Origin of the sequence: Bradyrhizobium sp. 190 (genome assembly GCF_023073415.1) — a bacterium.
Classification (GTDB): domain Bacteria; phylum Pseudomonadota; class Alphaproteobacteria; order Rhizobiales; family Xanthobacteraceae; genus Bradyrhizobium.
In genome coordinates this window covers 424,823-439,922 of sequence record NZ_JADPJL010000065.1, presented here as the reverse complement: position 1 = coordinate 439,922, position 15,100 = coordinate 424,823, and the positions used below count along the sequence as shown (strand labels likewise).

At 62.6% G+C, this 15,100-nt stretch carries 15 protein-coding genes and 1 pseudogene; 9 read left to right on the top strand and 7 right to left on the bottom strand.

What is annotated here, in order from left to right:
• Positions 1 to 3: 3 nt before the first annotated feature.
• The 4 genes from IVB22_RS34030 (at position 4) to IVB22_RS34015 (ending at position 3,694) form a co-directional block, all read left to right on the top strand.
• A complete protein-coding gene (locus IVB22_RS34030; protein WP_247521514.1) occupies positions 4 to 444 on the top strand; it encodes a TonB C-terminal domain-containing protein in 441 nt (146 codons plus the stop codon).
• Positions 420 to 884 carry a peptidylprolyl isomerase gene (locus IVB22_RS34025; RefSeq protein WP_247521513.1) on the top strand — a complete coding sequence of 155 codons (465 nt, stop codon included), beginning with the start codon at positions 420 to 422 and terminating at the stop codon, positions 882 to 884. Before IVB22_RS34030 ends, IVB22_RS34025 begins: the two co-directional genes overlap by 25 nt.
• Before the next feature lie 148 nt (positions 885 to 1,032).
• Positions 1,033 to 2,109 (top strand): tRNA preQ1(34) S-adenosylmethionine ribosyltransferase-isomerase QueA, encoded by a 1,077-nt coding sequence (gene queA / locus IVB22_RS34020; protein WP_247521588.1) that lies wholly within the window; start codon positions 1,033 to 1,035, stop codon positions 2,107 to 2,109.
• A 283-nt stretch (positions 2,110 to 2,392) separates the two neighbouring features.
• Complete coding sequence (locus IVB22_RS34015) at positions 2,393 to 3,694, top strand: sorbosone dehydrogenase family protein (protein WP_247521512.1); 1,302 nt, start codon at positions 2,393 to 2,395, stop codon at positions 3,692 to 3,694.
• A 118-nt stretch (positions 3,695 to 3,812) separates the two neighbouring features.
• On the opposite strand, the gene IVB22_RS34010 is transcribed toward IVB22_RS34015, so the two are convergent.
• The 5 genes and pseudogenes from IVB22_RS34010 to IVB22_RS33990 form a co-directional block, all read right to left on the bottom strand.
• Positions 3,813 to 4,838 (bottom strand): aspartate-semialdehyde dehydrogenase, encoded by a 1,026-nt coding sequence (locus tag IVB22_RS34010; RefSeq protein WP_247521511.1) that lies wholly within the window; start codon positions 4,836 to 4,838, stop codon positions 3,813 to 3,815.
• 253 nt (positions 4,839 to 5,091) lie between these two features.
• Positions 5,092 to 5,697, bottom strand: a complete 606-nt coding sequence (locus tag IVB22_RS34005; protein ID WP_374207781.1) for a PepSY domain-containing protein — start codon at positions 5,695 to 5,697, stop codon at positions 5,092 to 5,094.
• A 269-nt stretch (positions 5,698 to 5,966) separates the two neighbouring features.
• Entirely contained in the window at positions 5,967 to 6,707 is a 741-nt protein-coding gene (locus IVB22_RS34000) for a TetR/AcrR family transcriptional regulator (RefSeq protein ID WP_247521587.1), read from the bottom strand.
• 133 nt (positions 6,708 to 6,840) lie between these two features.
• Positions 6,841 to 7,904: pseudogene (locus IVB22_RS42155) on the bottom strand (NAD(P)/FAD-dependent oxidoreductase).
• Between the two features lie 209 nt (positions 7,905 to 8,113).
• Positions 8,114 to 9,292, bottom strand: a complete 1,179-nt coding sequence (locus IVB22_RS33990; protein ID WP_374207780.1) for a patatin-like phospholipase family protein — start codon at positions 9,290 to 9,292, stop codon at positions 8,114 to 8,116.
• A gap of 488 nt (positions 9,293 to 9,780) precedes the next feature.
• On the opposite strand from IVB22_RS33990, the gene IVB22_RS33985 reads away from it, so the two are divergent.
• From IVB22_RS33985 to tgt, 3 genes are all read left to right on the top strand, one after another.
• Positions 9,781 to 10,116 carry a hypothetical protein gene (locus IVB22_RS33985; protein WP_247521509.1) on the top strand — a complete coding sequence of 112 codons (336 nt, stop codon included), beginning with the start codon at positions 9,781 to 9,783 and terminating at the stop codon, positions 10,114 to 10,116.
• Positions 10,116 to 10,523 carry a hypothetical protein gene (locus IVB22_RS33980; RefSeq protein WP_247521508.1) on the top strand — a complete coding sequence of 136 codons (408 nt, stop codon included), beginning with the start codon at positions 10,116 to 10,118 and terminating at the stop codon, positions 10,521 to 10,523. Before IVB22_RS33985 ends, IVB22_RS33980 begins: the two co-directional genes overlap by 1 nt.
• Positions 10,524 to 10,642: 119 nt before the next feature.
• Positions 10,643 to 11,776 carry a tRNA guanosine(34) transglycosylase Tgt gene (tgt, locus tag IVB22_RS33975; RefSeq protein ID WP_247521507.1) on the top strand — a complete coding sequence of 378 codons (1,134 nt, stop codon included), beginning with the start codon at positions 10,643 to 10,645 and terminating at the stop codon, positions 11,774 to 11,776.
• Between the two features lie 6 nt (positions 11,777 to 11,782).
• Here the strand turns inward: tgt and IVB22_RS33970 are convergent, their stop codons facing one another.
• A complete protein-coding gene (locus IVB22_RS33970) occupies positions 11,783 to 11,998 on the bottom strand; it encodes a hypothetical protein (RefSeq protein WP_247521506.1) in 216 nt (71 codons plus the stop codon).
• A 221-nt stretch (positions 11,999 to 12,219) separates the two neighbouring features.
• Here IVB22_RS33970 and cysK point away from each other — a divergent pair, with 221 nt between their 5' ends.
• Positions 12,220 to 13,197, top strand: a complete 978-nt coding sequence (cysK, locus tag IVB22_RS33965; protein ID WP_247521505.1) for a cysteine synthase A — start codon at positions 12,220 to 12,222, stop codon at positions 13,195 to 13,197.
• 2 nt (positions 13,198 to 13,199) lie between these two features.
• Positions 13,200 to 13,439 carry a BrnA antitoxin family protein gene (locus IVB22_RS33960; protein ID WP_247521504.1) on the top strand — a complete coding sequence of 80 codons (240 nt, stop codon included), beginning with the start codon at positions 13,200 to 13,202 and terminating at the stop codon, positions 13,437 to 13,439.
• Positions 13,440 to 13,533: 94 nt separating this feature from the next.
• On the opposite strand, the gene IVB22_RS33955 is transcribed toward IVB22_RS33960, so the two are convergent.
• Positions 13,534 to 14,958: a caspase family protein gene (locus IVB22_RS33955; protein WP_247521503.1), complete on the bottom strand. Its 1,425-nt coding sequence runs from the start codon at positions 14,956 to 14,958 to the stop codon at positions 13,534 to 13,536.
• Positions 14,959 to 15,100 lie beyond the last annotated feature (142 nt).

The following is a 15,100-nucleotide window of genomic DNA, read 5'->3' as shown; positions in this document are numbered from 1 at the left end:
GCCATGATTTCGGCGCGCCGCAAGCCATCCCTCTGGTTTGCCGCCGCTCTCGTGTGGCTAGTGTCGGCTGCGCACGCGCAGGCCCAGCCACAGCAGCTCGACACCATCAAGGACGTCTTCGCCAAATTGTATTCGTGCTGGCAGCCGCCGCCTGCCTCGCGCGCCAACCCGATGGACATCACGGTTATTGTCAGTTTCAACCGCGCAGGCGCCATTCTTGGTCAGCCACGGATTACCTATGAATCCGCAAATGCTAGCGATAACGACCGGATTGCGTACCGAATTGCCGTAATGGAAACATTGCAACGCTGTGCGCCGTTGCCATTTACCGAGGGACTGGGCGGTGCGGTTGCCGGCCGGCCTTTGGCGGTCACTTTCAGATCCCGTAAACGTCCACCCAAACCTGAAGAGAAAAGAGCATGGCTGATACAGAAAATACTTTGATCCTTGAAACCACCCAGGGCCCCGTCACCATCGAAATGCGCCCTGACCTGGCGCCGGGCCACGTCGCCCGGATCAAGGAACTGGTGCGCGAAGGTTTTTACGACGGCATCGTGTTCCACCGCGTGATCGAAGGCTTCATGGCGCAGACCGGCTGCCCGCATGGCACCGGCACTGGCGGTTCCGGCCAGAAGCTGAAGGCCGAATTCAACAAGGAGCCGCATGTGCGCGGTACCACCTCGATGGCCCGCGCCGCGAGCCCGGATTCCGGCGACAGCCAGTTCTTCATCTGCTTCGACGATGCTTCGTTCCTCAACGGCCAGTACACGGTCTGGGGCAAGGTCACCTCGGGCATGGAGAACGTCGACAAGATCAAGCGCGGCGAGCCGGTGCAGAACCCCGACAAGATCGTCAAGGCGCACATGGCCGTCGACGCGGCTTGATCGACGAGAAACAAACTCCAATGTCATGCGCCGCGAAAGCGGGGCATCCAGTACTCACCGGCCTTGGTTATAAGAGATATTCGTGAGTACTGGATCGTCCCGCCCCAGTGCGCAATTGCGCACAAGGCGGGCGATGACGGGCTGGGCCATGCGCACCGATCTCTTCGACTTCGAACTCCCCGCCACCAGCATCGCGCTGCGGCCTGCAAGCCCGCGCGATACAGCGCGCATGCTGGTGGTGCAGCCGGACGGCGCGTTGCATGACCGCAGCGTCGCCGACCTGCCGCAGTGGCTGCAGCCGGGCGATCAGCTCGTCGTCAACGACACCAAGGTGATATCAGCCCAACTCAAAGGCCGCCGCATCGGCCGCGAGACCGAGCCGAAGATCGAGGCGACATTGATCAAGCGGCTGGACGGCTCGCGCTGGCAGGCGCTGGTCAAGCCTGCGAAGAAACTCGCGCCTAGCGACGTCGTCCGCTTCGGCAATGAAGGCAAGGTCTGCCTGCTCGGCCATCTCGATGCCGAGGTCGAGGCCAAGGGCGAAGAGGGCGAGGTTACGCTGTCGTTCTCGTTTCACGGACCGGCACTGGATCAGGCCATCGCCGATCTCGGCACGCCGCCGCTGCCGCCCTACATTGCGTCGAAGCGCACGCCCGACGATCGCGATGCCGCCGACTACCAGACCATGTTCGCCGTGAATGAGGGCGCCGTCGCGGCGCCGACGGCAGGAATGCATTTCACGCCTGAGCTGGAAGCGGCGCTGCGCGGCCGCGGCGTCGACCTGCACCGGCTGACCTTGCATGTCGGGGCAGGGACCTTCCTGCCGGTCAAGGTGGAGGAGACCGCCGAGCACAGGATGCATGCCGAATGGGGTTCGATATCGGCCGATACCGCATCCGCGCTGAACGCGGCGCGCGCCAAAGGCGGGCGCATCGTAGCTGTCGGCACCACGTCGCTGCGGCTATTGGAGAGCGCTGCGACCGAAGACGGCACCATTCGGCCGTTCGACGGCGAGACCTCGATCTTCATCACGCCGGGTTATCGCTTCCGCGCGGTCGATATCCTCATGACCAATTTCCATTTGCCGCGCTCGACGCTGTTCATGCTGGTGTCGGCCTTCTCAGGGCTCGACACGATGAAGCAGGCCTATGCGCACGCGATCGCCCGCGGGTACCGGTTCTATTCCTACGGGGACGCCTGCCTGCTGTTTCGCAGGTCCCATTGAGGCAAAAGCCGCCCTCTTGATCTTGAAAAAAAGGCCCGCCAGTGCGGCGGGCAAAGGTTCAGGGAGGAGGCGCTCTGACAATAAAGCGCCACTATCTGTCTCTCCGATTCGGCTGTTATCGCCAAGATGGTATAACTACCGGCTTCCAAGCATCCCGCGTGTGCTGTTGCACTCTTGCCACCAGCCGGGTGCGCGGCGTGCGTCGGCGCTTTCGTGCCTTGACGACGAGGTTCCAACGGTTCCTGCCGTCGGATAGGGTGCGCGCGATCATCTGGAGAACTTCATGAACATGTCGGGTATTTTTGCGCGCATCGTCGCGCTGATCGGCGCCGTTGCGCTTCAGTGGCGCCGTCTGCAGGGATCTGCGCCTGCACCGGCATGGGGCAATGCACCGGCGATTCCGACGGCGAAGCCGCAAGGCGCCATCCCGACGCTCAAGATGCCGACGGCGCAGGGCTGGAGTGACGGTCAGAAACCTATCGCGGCCCCCGGGCTCAAGGTCAACGTGTTTGCGAAAGATCTGGACCACCCGCGCTGGATCAACGTGCTGCCCAACGGCGACGTCCTCGTCGCCGAGGCGACGCAGATCGCGGGGCCGATCAGGAATGTGTTCCACTATGCGATGCAGGCGACGATGCGGCGTGCCGCGGCGCTCGGCGTGAGTGCCGACCGCATCACGCTGCTGCGCGATCGCGATGGTGACGGTGTTGCCGAAGGACGCGGAATATTCATGGAGAGATTGAGCCAGCCGTTCGGCATGGCGCTGGTCGGCGACACCTTCTATGTCGGCAACACCGACGGCGTGGTCGCCTTTCCCTACGCCGTGGGCGCGGACTGCATCACCGCCGAGGGGCGGAAGCTCGTGGCGTTCAAGCCCGGCGGGCACTGGACGCGGAGCCTGCTGCCGAGCGCGGACGGCAAGAAACTCTATGCCGGCGTCGGCTCGCTCAGCAACATCGCCGAGGGCGGCATGGAGGTCGAGCAAGGCCGGGCCGCGATCTATGAGCTCGATCTTGCTGGCGGCACGAGCCGCATCTTTGCCAGCGGCCTGCGCAACGCCGTGGGGCTGGCATGGGAGCCCAACACAAGCGTGCTCTGGACCGTCGTCAACGAGCGCGACGGCCTCGGCGACGAGACGCCGCCGGATTATCTGACTTCGGTGCGCGATGGCGGCTTCTACGGTTGGCCCTATTGCTACTGGGGACAGACGGTAGACGACCGCGTGCCGCAGGATCCGGCCATGGTCGCGAAGGCGATTCAACCGGACTATGCGCTCGGCGGGCATACCGCGTCGTTGGGTCTGTGCTGGATGCCATCAGGCACGCTGCCGGGCTTTCCAGACGGCATGGTGATCGGCCAGCACGGCTCCTGGAATCGCAGCACGCTGAGCGGCTACGCCGTTGTCTTCGTGCCGTTCGAGAACGGGCGTCCGTCGGGCCCGCCGCGGGATATTCTGACCGGGTTTCTCGCACCCGACGAGAAGGTCTCCTACGGACGGCCGGTGGGCGTGACGCTCGGCCCCGACGGCTCGCTGCTGGTGGCCGATGATGTCGGTAACGTCATCTGGCGCGTGACGGGCGCGTAGGTGTGTAGGGTGGGCAAAGCGAAGCGTGCCCACCATTTTTACCGCCGGTGCTGATGGATGGCGGGCACGGCGCAAGTGCGCCTTTGCCCACCCTACGATTCCCGCAACTCTCGCCACCTCACGCCATCGCGCGTTGCGGCAGCAACTCCGCGATCTGGATCGCGTTCAAGGCCGCGCCCTTCAGGAGCTGGTCGGCCGACACGAACATCGAGATCGAGTGGCCGCTTGCGTCGCTGAGATCCCGGCGGATACGGCCGACCAGGACGTCGTCCTGGCCTGACGCATCGATCGGCATCGGGAAGTAGTTCTTTGCGCGGTCGTCCACGATCTTTACGCCCGGCGCGTTGGCCAGGATCGCGCGCACGTCATGCTCCGTGATCGGCTTCTCGCATTCAAACGTGATCGCCTCGCAATGGGCGCGCAGCACCGGCACGCGGACGCAGGTGACGCCGATCGCGATCTGATCGTCCTCGAAGATCTTGCGGGTCTCCTTGATGACCTTGGTCTCTTCGTCGTTGTAGCCGGTCTCGGGATCGATCGCCGTGTTGTGGCTGAAGACGTTGAAGGCGTAGGGGAGCGGTATGACCTTTGGCGTAAAAGGCCGGCCGTCGAGATAGGCGCGGGTCGATTCCACCAGCTCTTCCATCGCGGCCGCACCTGCGCCGCTCGCTGCCTGATAGGTCGACACGATCATGCGCTTGATGCGGTTCTGCCGGTGGATCGGCCACAGCGGCACCAGCGCCGTGATCGCCGAGCAGTTCGGGTTGGCGATGATGCCCTTGTGCTCCCTGATGCGGTTGGCGTTGATCTCGGGGATCACCAGCGGCACGTTTGGGTCCATCCGGAAGGCCGAGGAATTGTCGACCACGACAGCGCCGGCCTTCACCGCTGCGGGGGCAAACTTCCGCGAAATGCCGCCGCCGGCTGAGAACAGCGCGATGTCGACGCCCTCGAACGACTTTGCGGTGAGCTCCTCGATCACGATCCTCTCCCCGCGGAAATCGATGGTCTTGCCGGCCGAGCGGGCGCTGGCCAGCGCCTTGAGCTTGCGGACCGGGAAGGCGCGCCTGTCTATGGTGGCGATGAATTCGGCGCCGACAGCGCCGGTCACGCCGGCAATGGCAACAACGGGTTCGTGGCTCACGGGTCTATCCTCTTTGGTTGAGCATCAATGCTGCGGGCAATAAAAAAGCCCCGGTCCTTTTCAGGCGGGGCTTCGGTTCAGATAATGCGATCGTTCGACTACGCGCGCACGGCTCCCGAGCCCCCGGAGGGTGCTTTGGTTTTCGTGGTCGCTTTGGTCGAAGTCGTCATGGCGCGGACTTATGCGGCAGCTTGGCGCCGCCGTCAACGGGTTTCGGTCTTATCCGGGCTGCAGCGGTGGCAGACGGGTCCCGTCATCGCCGCCTTGCGGCGCCAGGAGGCTTGAGGATCACCTCCTTCAGGTCGCTGCCACTCATGACGACAATCGCGAAATTCAGCCGGCTGCGTTCGCGGATCAGGCCGCCGCTGATTGCCTTGCCGGCCGCCGCCTGCTCGGCCACGCGAACGGCATCCGCCAGGCGGTGCCGGATCGTTTTGAGTGCAACGAGGTTGCTGCGGTCCTCGGCATCGAGCTCCTTCAGGGGCAGGGCGGCTTCGCCGCCGACGATCTTGCCAGTCGTGGCATCGATGGCGTGTTGCCAGACGCGGTCGTGGTGAAGGGTCTTTACCCGGTAGACCGGTGAACCCGACGCGCCGTCGAAGCTGACATCGGCGGTCGTCGCACCGGCATGCAGGGCTTCGGCAATCGCCATCGCCTGGCTGAGCGAGATCGCCGAGCCACGGAAGAGCTCAAGCTCGCGGTTGGCCGCCTGCTGGTCGGACGCAGCGCGCTCCTCGCCCTCATTGCGGAGCGAGGCTGGCTCGCCGGTCGACGACGCTACGGCATAGACCGGGGCAGGGAGGATGACCGCCACCAGGGCGGCTGCAAGCAACTGTCTCCAAGATCTCGGGGCACGCATGCTTGCAGTCTCCATCCTTGAGCCTGTCTCTGCCGGCGGACGGGCCGGATCGTCTCATACAACGCGCGGCCGACCCTTTTGGAGGCATAGGGTCGGCCGCGGAGTGTCGCAAACGGGGCTGTACCGCCGTTTGCGGCGGGTCGAAGCGACGGGCCCCACCGGGACCAGTGAAAGCAGGAACCCGCACTTCGCTTACAACAAAACCATACCGTATCGTTTTGTTTTGGTCTATGGCCTTACCGACGTAAAGTGCCGTTCTCACGGAATTGTCAGCGGGAAGGACGCCGCCGAATGGTTCCTTTGGGGATGGACTGAACGCGGCTCGATGGCCCAAGCGCACCGGCCAGGAACAGCTTGATCGCCGAGCGCATGCGTTTTTCGGCGGACTTCATCTCCAGCGGCGTTCCGAACGTCGCCATGCGGTGCGTGTGACCGACGACCACGTCGAGAAAGACCTCCGCCGCGATGCCGGTATCCTCGACGTCCATGGCGCCTTGTGCGACCAGTTTATCGAAGAAGCGCGCGGTCGTGGAAACGGCCTTCAACCAGCCTTCTTCCTTGCCAAGTTTGGCAATGTCGGGAAAGTTGATGGCCTGTGACGTCATCATGCGGCTGAACGCGACGGCATCGGGTCCACAGGTGAACATCAGCATCTCGCGCCCGACCTCGATCAGGCGCTGCTCGACCGAAATGTCCGAGGAACGCGTGAGCTGCCCCTCCGCCGCTTCAGACAGCGGCGCAAGCCAGCGCGCTATTTCGCGCCTCAGCACCTCTGCAAACAGCCCGCGCTTGTCGCCGTAGCGGGAATAGACGGTGGGCTTGCTGACCCGGGCTGCTTCCGCAACCGCATCAAGCGAGGTCGCATCGTAGCCCCGGTCCAGAAAAAGACGGGTGGCGACTTCGATCAGCCGCTGATCGCGCTCGATGGCGGCGCTCTTCGTCGGCCGGCCGCCGCGCGACTTCGGGACGTCTCGTCTGGCCGGTCTGGCCCTGGTCGCAGTCAATCCCATGCCCATTGATTCCTGCGCGGTCGTGATATCAGTCATTGCTCTATAACGCGCAGTGGGAGGGACGTCATCGCGAATCTGGCCGAATTGGCCTTATCGTCAACGGTTCAGGGGACGAAGGTGAACCCGTGGCTCTTCAGGGGGCAAGCTCTGCCGTGACCTCACCGAGTAGCGCCATGCCACCTAACCGACCCAATTCGTCCGAACATTTCGCGCTCTTGCCGTAGCAGCCGAATGCAACCGCTACGCGCTCCGAAAGTGGTCCGATGCAGGGCAGGCCCGTGTCGCCAAAGGTGGTCATGCAAGGCACGACGCGGCGTTCTTCGAAATTGAGGTCGCGAATACGGTTAAGGATCTGTTTTTGAAGCCGATCAGCAACCTGAATCGATCCGCCCGATTTGAACCAGTCCTTGATATCCGTCTCGCTTTCGAGCGGAATATCGACCGGATCACCGCCGAGCTTTAACCAGGTTTGGCCGTCCGGATAGGGGATTGGTGGCAGAATATAGGGATTCTCGCCCTTGGGCCCGATACAACGCATCGACGGCATTCCGGCTAAGCGTTGAACCTCCGCCGCACTGAGCCGAAACAGCGCCGCCGTACGCGCATAGACCGTAAAACCCAATGATTGACCGAGCAGTGATTGGGTATGCCCGCCTGCCGCAACGAGAACACGCTCGGCATCGACACCGCCCGATCTCGTCCGGATCGTCACACCAGAGCCGCTTTCCGAAATCCCAGGGCAGGCTCATCGATGATCCGAGCCCCGGCGCGCTTCGCCGCGATCGTCTGCGCTCGAACCAAGCGGCGCGGGCTGATGTATCCGGCATTCCGCGGCTCGAAATACCCCTGCATTCCCGCCGTTGATCTCAGAAACGGAAAGCGTTCCGCGAGCCCCGTATCATTATATACTTCACAAAGGATCCCGGCCTCAGCGGTGATTTTGCCAACCGATGTGACGTTCTGGTTTTCGGAACGACCAACGTGCAGCACCCCAACTTCCCGGTAGAACTGCACACCGCTTTCCGCTGAAATCTCGTCGTAGCGCGAAATTGCAGCGCAGTTCATTTGCACCCAAAATGGCTCCGGATCGAACCTCCGCGTGATACGGCCCTCATCGTAGTGGCTTCCAAAGACGCCGTTATGGCGCGAAAAATCTGCAGGCTCATCGGGCCCGATCAATGCAACATCATGGCCCATTTTGGACAGATGTCGCGCAGCTGCCGACCCGATCATACCACGTCCGATCACCGCAAGTTTGATCGCTTTATTCGCGCTCACGATGAACTCCTACGCCTTGCTGGCATAAGCAGCATGAAATCTACCATGTCAGAACCGTTGCTATGCGAACCGTATCCACTTCACTCGAAAACGCGATGGGCAGGTCGTCGTTCCGCTCCCTGCGTGGCTCACGGAAGCGTCGAGGTCCAGGCGCGGCCCGACGCAGCCTTCTCGTAGCCATACTGATAAAGGGCGCGCATATAGGCGGTGTCGAACCCTTCTGATGAAGACGCGGGATAGTCGCGCTCGATATAGGACAGATGGAAGCCCCATCGGTTGCGCTTGGCGAAATCGTAGGTCGAGAAGATGACCGAGCGCGTCTGGGACTGGGTGATCGATGACAGGCTGCGTGAGGCGACATCGATCGTGCTGTTGGAAACAAGCTCAAAAGTTCGTTCGAGCTTCTTGTTGACGAGGATGTAGATGTTCATCCGGCTGTTTCCGGGCAGACGTCCCTGGAACAGCAGGGCATCCGGCAACGTCAGGACCGGAGCGGTCACGCCGCCGTCGACATGCATCTCCTCAAATCGCCGGCCCTGGCCCTCGGCTTCGATCAGGATCGGCGGGAAGACCAGGGGAATGCTGGCGGAGGCGGCCATCACGTCGCGAAACAGGCGCAGCGCCTCCGGCGAACCGATCGCGGCGATTTTCCCCATGTCCCAAACGACCGTGCGTTGGGTGTCGAGATCGGTCGTCACCACGAGCAGTTTTCGGCCCTTGGCATTTTCGCGTGCAACGGCGGCCAGGATCTCCGGCCCGACATAGCGGGCCACCAGCTCGCGCAGTCGCTTATTGCCGAACAGGCCGGATCCGAAGAGCACGCGGATGATGCTGGGATCATTGAGCAGGCTCTCCGCTATGCCGCTGGTGTAGACCTCCCTCAGCGTGTCGTCGTATTGGGACCCGAGAAACGCAAAAGGCGCAATCAGGCCGCCGGTGCTTACGCCTGAGACGACCGAGAAGGCCGGGCGGGACCCGGCTGCGGTCCAGCCGTTCAACACGCCCACGCCATAGGCGCCATCGGCGCCGCCGCCGGAGAGCGCGAGATAGGTCCTGGTCGAGGAGCGGTCGTCTTTCTCGAAACGGAATTTTGTGACGGGTTCGTCGGTGTAGCGCCGCAGGCCGTCGATATCGAGCACGCGCGAACCGCTGGCTTCCGCGGCGCTGTAAGGCGTCCGCGGCAGGGATGTACAGGCCGCCAGTGCGAGGCTGCACAGCAGGACCGCCGACCTGAGCAGGCGTGAGCCTGTCCTCCTGATCCGGCTGTCGGAGAGGATTGATCCAGTCATGAAAGAGAGGGAGGGCATTCGCCGTCAGTCACCGTACACACGCACGCCGCCAGCCCCATCGCCCGCAGCATTCCGTCCTGCCCCGTTCATAAAACTATACGGTATCGTTTTGTTTAACAAGTGGGGTTTCTCGGCGGTTCAATTGTGTCCGGCGGACACGGCTGCTCCGGGGCGCGCACTGGTGGATGAAATCTGACGCTTGGTGCCCACGCCCACACGCGAAATCGATCAAACGTGAACGTCACCTTAGCTTGGATCGTCGGATCGCAATCGTTGGTTGGGAGTCCGTTTCATTCCCAACTTCAGACATATCGCTGCATCGCACTAGCTGACGCGATGGGCCAACAGCGGAGATGGCGGATCGCGGCGTTAAGTTAGCAAAGAGCAAATTCGGACGCTTCGAGAAGTCCACAAATTTTCGTCATTTGGTTCAGATCGCCGTTAGGTTGCAGATGATATGGATCTCTCGCACAGAAGCCGATTAGCCGGCCGTGGGCGGACAAGGCATGGATGCAGTCACGAAAATAATCGCAGCTCCGGCGGCTCTTTGGGCAACCGTGGTCGGCCTTGTCGCCCTGCTTCCGCTTGGCTTCGGAATCTACTGGCTGTTCAACAAGCAGGCTAGATTGCGAGATTTGGCTGAGTTGAGAAAGAGACTTGATGAACTAAGGGCCTCTGATCCTGAGTACACCGCTGTCAGGGCGCTTTACACGTCGATGATGGTCGATGCGGAGCGCTGGGGTTTTATTAAATCTAGCTCTGGATCGGGTGGCGATGGTGAGAGCGCCGTCCACAGCGGCGGTGATCATGTCGGCGATCACAGCTCCGGCGGTGATCACTGATGGCCACCACTGATCGGAAGCTTGAGTTGACCAATCAGCACCCGATGTCGATTGTGTTTCGCTTTCCTGCTGTGTCGCTTTCAAGAGAAGTATTTGAAGCGACGCTCTCAATGCCCGTGGATCGATTTGAGCCGTCCAAGGACGGTCCGCTGAGCTATGCTCAAATCGACGTGCCTGAAGACGGCGACGCGTGGGCGAGCGCCGCGACCATAGCGGAACGTCTCGGTCCCGCTACTACCGCCTCGGTGGAACGCGGTGAAATGGGCCAGCCATGGGCCGACATCGCCGTGTCTTTCCTTGACGACCGCATGACCACTTCTCTCTTCATTCCAAGCACCTTTGCGCTCGTGCTTGGTCGTTGGGGGTTCCAGATCGAGGTGTCGGTCTATCTCACTAGTCCGGACTAAATTTCAACTTGCCTCCGCCCACTAAGGCCAGCAGACAATAATCCAAGATGGGCACCAAGCGTCAGATTTCATCCACTGAGCGGTTGATTGGCCGTTCCCGGCACGCAATAAGCAGCGCCATGAGCCTGCCCAATCATTTCGAATTGCTCGCCGCCGACGGCAATGCCCGCACCGGGCGCCTGACCACGCCGCATGGCGTGGTGCAAACGCCGGCCTTCATGCCGGTCGGCACCGCGGGTGCGATGAAAGGCATGCATTGGCGCGAGGTGCGCGATGCCGGCGCCGACATCGTGCTCGGCAACACCTACCATCTGATGCTGCGGCCGGGCGCCGAGCGGATCGCCGCGCTGGGGGGCCTGCAGGCCTTCACCGGCTGGAATGGGCCTATGCTGACGGACTCCGGCGGTTTCCAGGTGATGTCGCTGTCGGATCTGCGCAAGGTGAGCGAGAAGGCCGTGACCTTCCGTTCGCATATCGACGGCGCCAAGGTCGAACTGTCGCCGGAGCGTTCGATCGAGGTGCAGCGGCTGCTCGGCGCCGACATTGCCATGCAGATGGACGAGTGCGTGCGGCTGCCGGCCGGGCGCGACGACATCGAGCGCGCGATGCGGCTGTCGCTGCGCTGGGCGGAGCGCAGCAAGCGGGCGTTCGAGACCACGCCTGAAGGCTACATGCTGTTCGGCATCGTGCAGGGCGGCGACATTCCCGAGATGCGGCACGCGAGTGCACGTGGCCTGGTGGAGATCGGCTTCCACGGCTACGCGATCGGCGGACTTGCGGTCGGCGAGCCGCAAGCGGTGATGCTTGCGATGATCGAGGAAACCGCGCCGGCACTTCCCGTGGATCGTCCGCGCTACCTGATGGGCGTCGGCACGCCCGAGGATCTGATGGAGGCGGTGGCGCGCGGCATCGACATGTTCGACTGCGTGATGCCCACCCGCAACGGGCGCCACGGCATGGCGTTCACCCGCTTCGGCCAGATCAACCTGCGCAACGCGCGCCACGCCGACGATCCGCGGCCGCTCGATGAGGAAAGCGAATGGCCAGCGACGCGCAACATCTCGCGCGCCTATCTGCACCACCTGGTTCGCTCAGGAGAGACGCTCGGCGCGATGCTGCTGTCGGAAATCAACGTGGCCTATTACCAGCACCTGATGCAGGGCATGCGCGAGGCGATCGCTGGCGGTACGTTCGAGACGTTCCGAAAGCAAACGCGCGCCGGTTGGGCGCGCGGTGACATTGTTCCACGATAGTTTGAGTCAATTACAGGCGAACCTCTTGACCGAATGCTTGGTCACGAAGCCGTAACCGCAGGTGTCGCAGGTCCAGAGATAGCTGATCACGTTGTCGTTGAGGTAGGCGGAAGCTTCCGCTGCCACCATGGTGTCGGCACACACGGGGCACGTCGGCAAATCACAACCACGCGGATCGGGCCGGTACGCTACGGGCGACAGGAGCTCGGCAATTCCTGGCATCGTGACCTCACCTCTGGTTCAGCTCACGACCAAAGTATAAGCAGAAATCTTTGACGTTGTCGCAACACAAATGCGTTGATTTCACGATATTTAGCGACGTTCTTGTTTTGCAATGCAGCGAACTCGTTGCTCCGGCGATTTCGGCTTGCGCATCGGCGCGACCGCCTCCTAAGTAGGAGAGCCGCTAATTCCCTGCACATGATCGCTATAGGAGTGTCGAGATGGATGCGTCGTCAGCCGCTAGTGCAGTGCAACGTCCGGGGCGGGGGCGGGTTTTCGACTCCATCGTCGATGCGATCGGCGATACGCCGATTGTCCGCTTGGGCAAATTGCCGGAGGCGCACGGTGTTAGCGCAACCATCCTGGCCAAGCTCGAATACTTCAGTCCCGCCGCGAGCGTCAAAGATCGCATTGGCGCGGCGATGGTGATCGCGATGGAGAAGGCCGGCGTGATCAATGCCGACACCGTGCTGATCGAGCCGACGTCAGGCAATACCGGCATCGCGTTGGCGTTTGTCGCGGCCTCGCGTGGCTACCGGCTGAAACTGGTGATGCCGGAGTCGATGTCGATCGAGCGGCGCAAGATGCTGGCCTTCCTCGGTGCCGAGATCATCCTGACACCGGCAGCGCAGGGAATGAAGGGCTCGATCGCGACGGCAGAGGAACTGGTGCGGACCACGCCCAACGCGGTAATGCCGCAACAGTTCAAGAACCTCGCCAACCCCGAAATTCACCGCCGCACCACGGCGGAAGAAATCTGGAACGACACCGGTGGCAACATCGATTTCTTCGTCGCAGGCGTCGGCACCGGCGGCACCATTACCGGCGTCGGACAGGTGCTCAAGCCACGCAAGCCGTCGTTGCGGATCGTTGCCGTCGAGCCGGAGGAAAGTCCGGTGCTGGGCGGCGGGCAGCATACGCCGCACAAGATCCAGGGCATCGGCGCCGGCTTCGTTCCAGACATTCTGGATCGATCGGTGATTGACGAGATCGTCAGGGTCAACGGCCCGACGGCGATCGAGATGTCGCGTGCGCTGGCGCGCATGGAAGGCATCCCCGGCGGCATTTCCTCGGGCGCCGCGATCGCGGCGGCACTCGAGATCGGCAAAAGGCCCGAGAGCGCCGGAAAGACCATCCTCGCGATCGTGCCGTCATTTTCCGAGCGCTATTTGTCAACCGCACTATTTGAAGGAATCTAGCGATGGCGGACCAGCCGCGGCGGCCGAGAACCCTGAACGACGCGCGCACCGAGGCCGAGGCCGCGTTCAAACGCACCACCACCAAGGTGGCGGAAGCGCCGCCGAAGACGCCCCGGCTTCCCGGCGTGAGGGAATTGATCTCGCTGCGCATCGATCAGGATGTGCTGGAATATTTCCAGGAAGGCGGCCCCGGCTGGCAGGATCGCATCAACGAGGCATTGCGAAAGGCCGCGGGCAAATAGATCGCCGCGCGCACGCATTTTGATATTGCGAAGCGCATAACGAAAAAGGCCCGGGATGAACCCGGGCCTTTTGCGTAGATCGTTTTACTCGTCGTTAGCGCAGCATGCCGCCGACGACACCGCCGATGAAGCGTCCGGCTCCGGCCGGATCGGGCGGGGGATTGCTATACTGGCGCTGCGGCGGGGCTTGCTGCGGCTGCGGCTGGGGTTGGGCCTGGGCGTTGCTGGGAGCACGGCGCTTCGGCCGCTCCTCGTCGGAACTCGCGGTCGGTGCGGCCGCGACGATTTCGGTCAGCAACGCCTTGTGCTGCAGCTTGTTGAGATAGCCGCTCTTGGGATAGCCGCGGGCGGCCTGCCAGCGCGTGATCACGCCGCGGGTTGCCTGATCGAACTGGCCGGTGGCCTTGGTGTCGAAGCCGAGGCCGGTCAGACGGCGCTGCACGTCGCGGCGCTGGCCCTTGTCGAGGCCGATCTGATCCTCGGTGGTCTGGTTCGCTTCATCCTTGAAGGTCGCGGGATCAATGCCCGAGCTCAGGTTGCGGGTGGCATCGGGCTTGGGACCAGCCTCAAGCGATGCAATGCGCGACAATGCCAGCGAGCGGAACTGACCATTGGGATAGTTGGTCAGATAGGCATTGAGCTCTTCCGGCTTGTTGGAATCCTTGATCGAGCGCCAGAACTCCAGTTCCACGTCCGACGCCTTTGAAGCTCCTGCTGCCGGCGTGGCGGCCGCGACTGCTCCGGGCGCGGGCGCGCCGTTCAGGTAGACCGAACCGATCAGGTTGGTGTGACCCCACGGCAATTGTCCCTTGCTGGTCTCCTCATTGACCTGGGCGCGGACCTTGGTCATCGCCTGCTGGATCTCCATGCCAGGCTGGGTGAGGTTGGCAAGCAGGGCGCGCGTGAACGGACTGTTGCTGCCTTCCTGCCCATCGAGCGCGGTCTGGCCGGGGCCGGTCGCGAACGCGATCAGCGTGCCTTCGCCGGATTTCATTTCGGCGAGACCCGTTTGCACGTTGACGCTGCGGGTCGCGGAGTTCGACTTGATCTTGGCCGCAAACGGGTTGTCGCGGCAGGCATCGAGGAACACCAGCTTGACCTTGGCGTCGCCCATGGTCTGCTCGAGCGTGAGGTCGATGTTGATCGCGGCGCCGAGCTTGACGTCCATTTCGGATTTGATGTCGGCGTCGATCGGCAACAGATAGTTGGTGCCCGAGATGGCAATGCCATGACCGGCGTAGAAGAACAGCGCGACGTCGGCGCCTTGCGCCTTCTTGCCGAAGTCGAGCAGCCGCTCGGTCATCTTGTCGCGCGTGAGATTGGAGCCCTCGACCACTTCGAATCCGACATTGCGAAGCGTAGCGGCCATCGCCTTCGCATCCACCGACGGGTTCGGCAGCGGGGCTACGTTCTTGTAGGCGCCGTTACCGACGACGAAGGCAACACGCTTCTCGGCGCTGGCGGCGCCCGCCGTAAAGACCAAGCAGATGGCGGACAAAATGAGGGTTGGGTAGCGCATAGGAAATCCCCCTGCAGAATCGATAAAGGCTTTGGTTTTAACTCTGGGCGGAGATTACAGAAAATCACCCGCTTCGCGCCACAAAAAAGCGGGCGAATAACCAAATCCGGGGCCATCCGTTACCGTTGCGCCACGCGCTGTC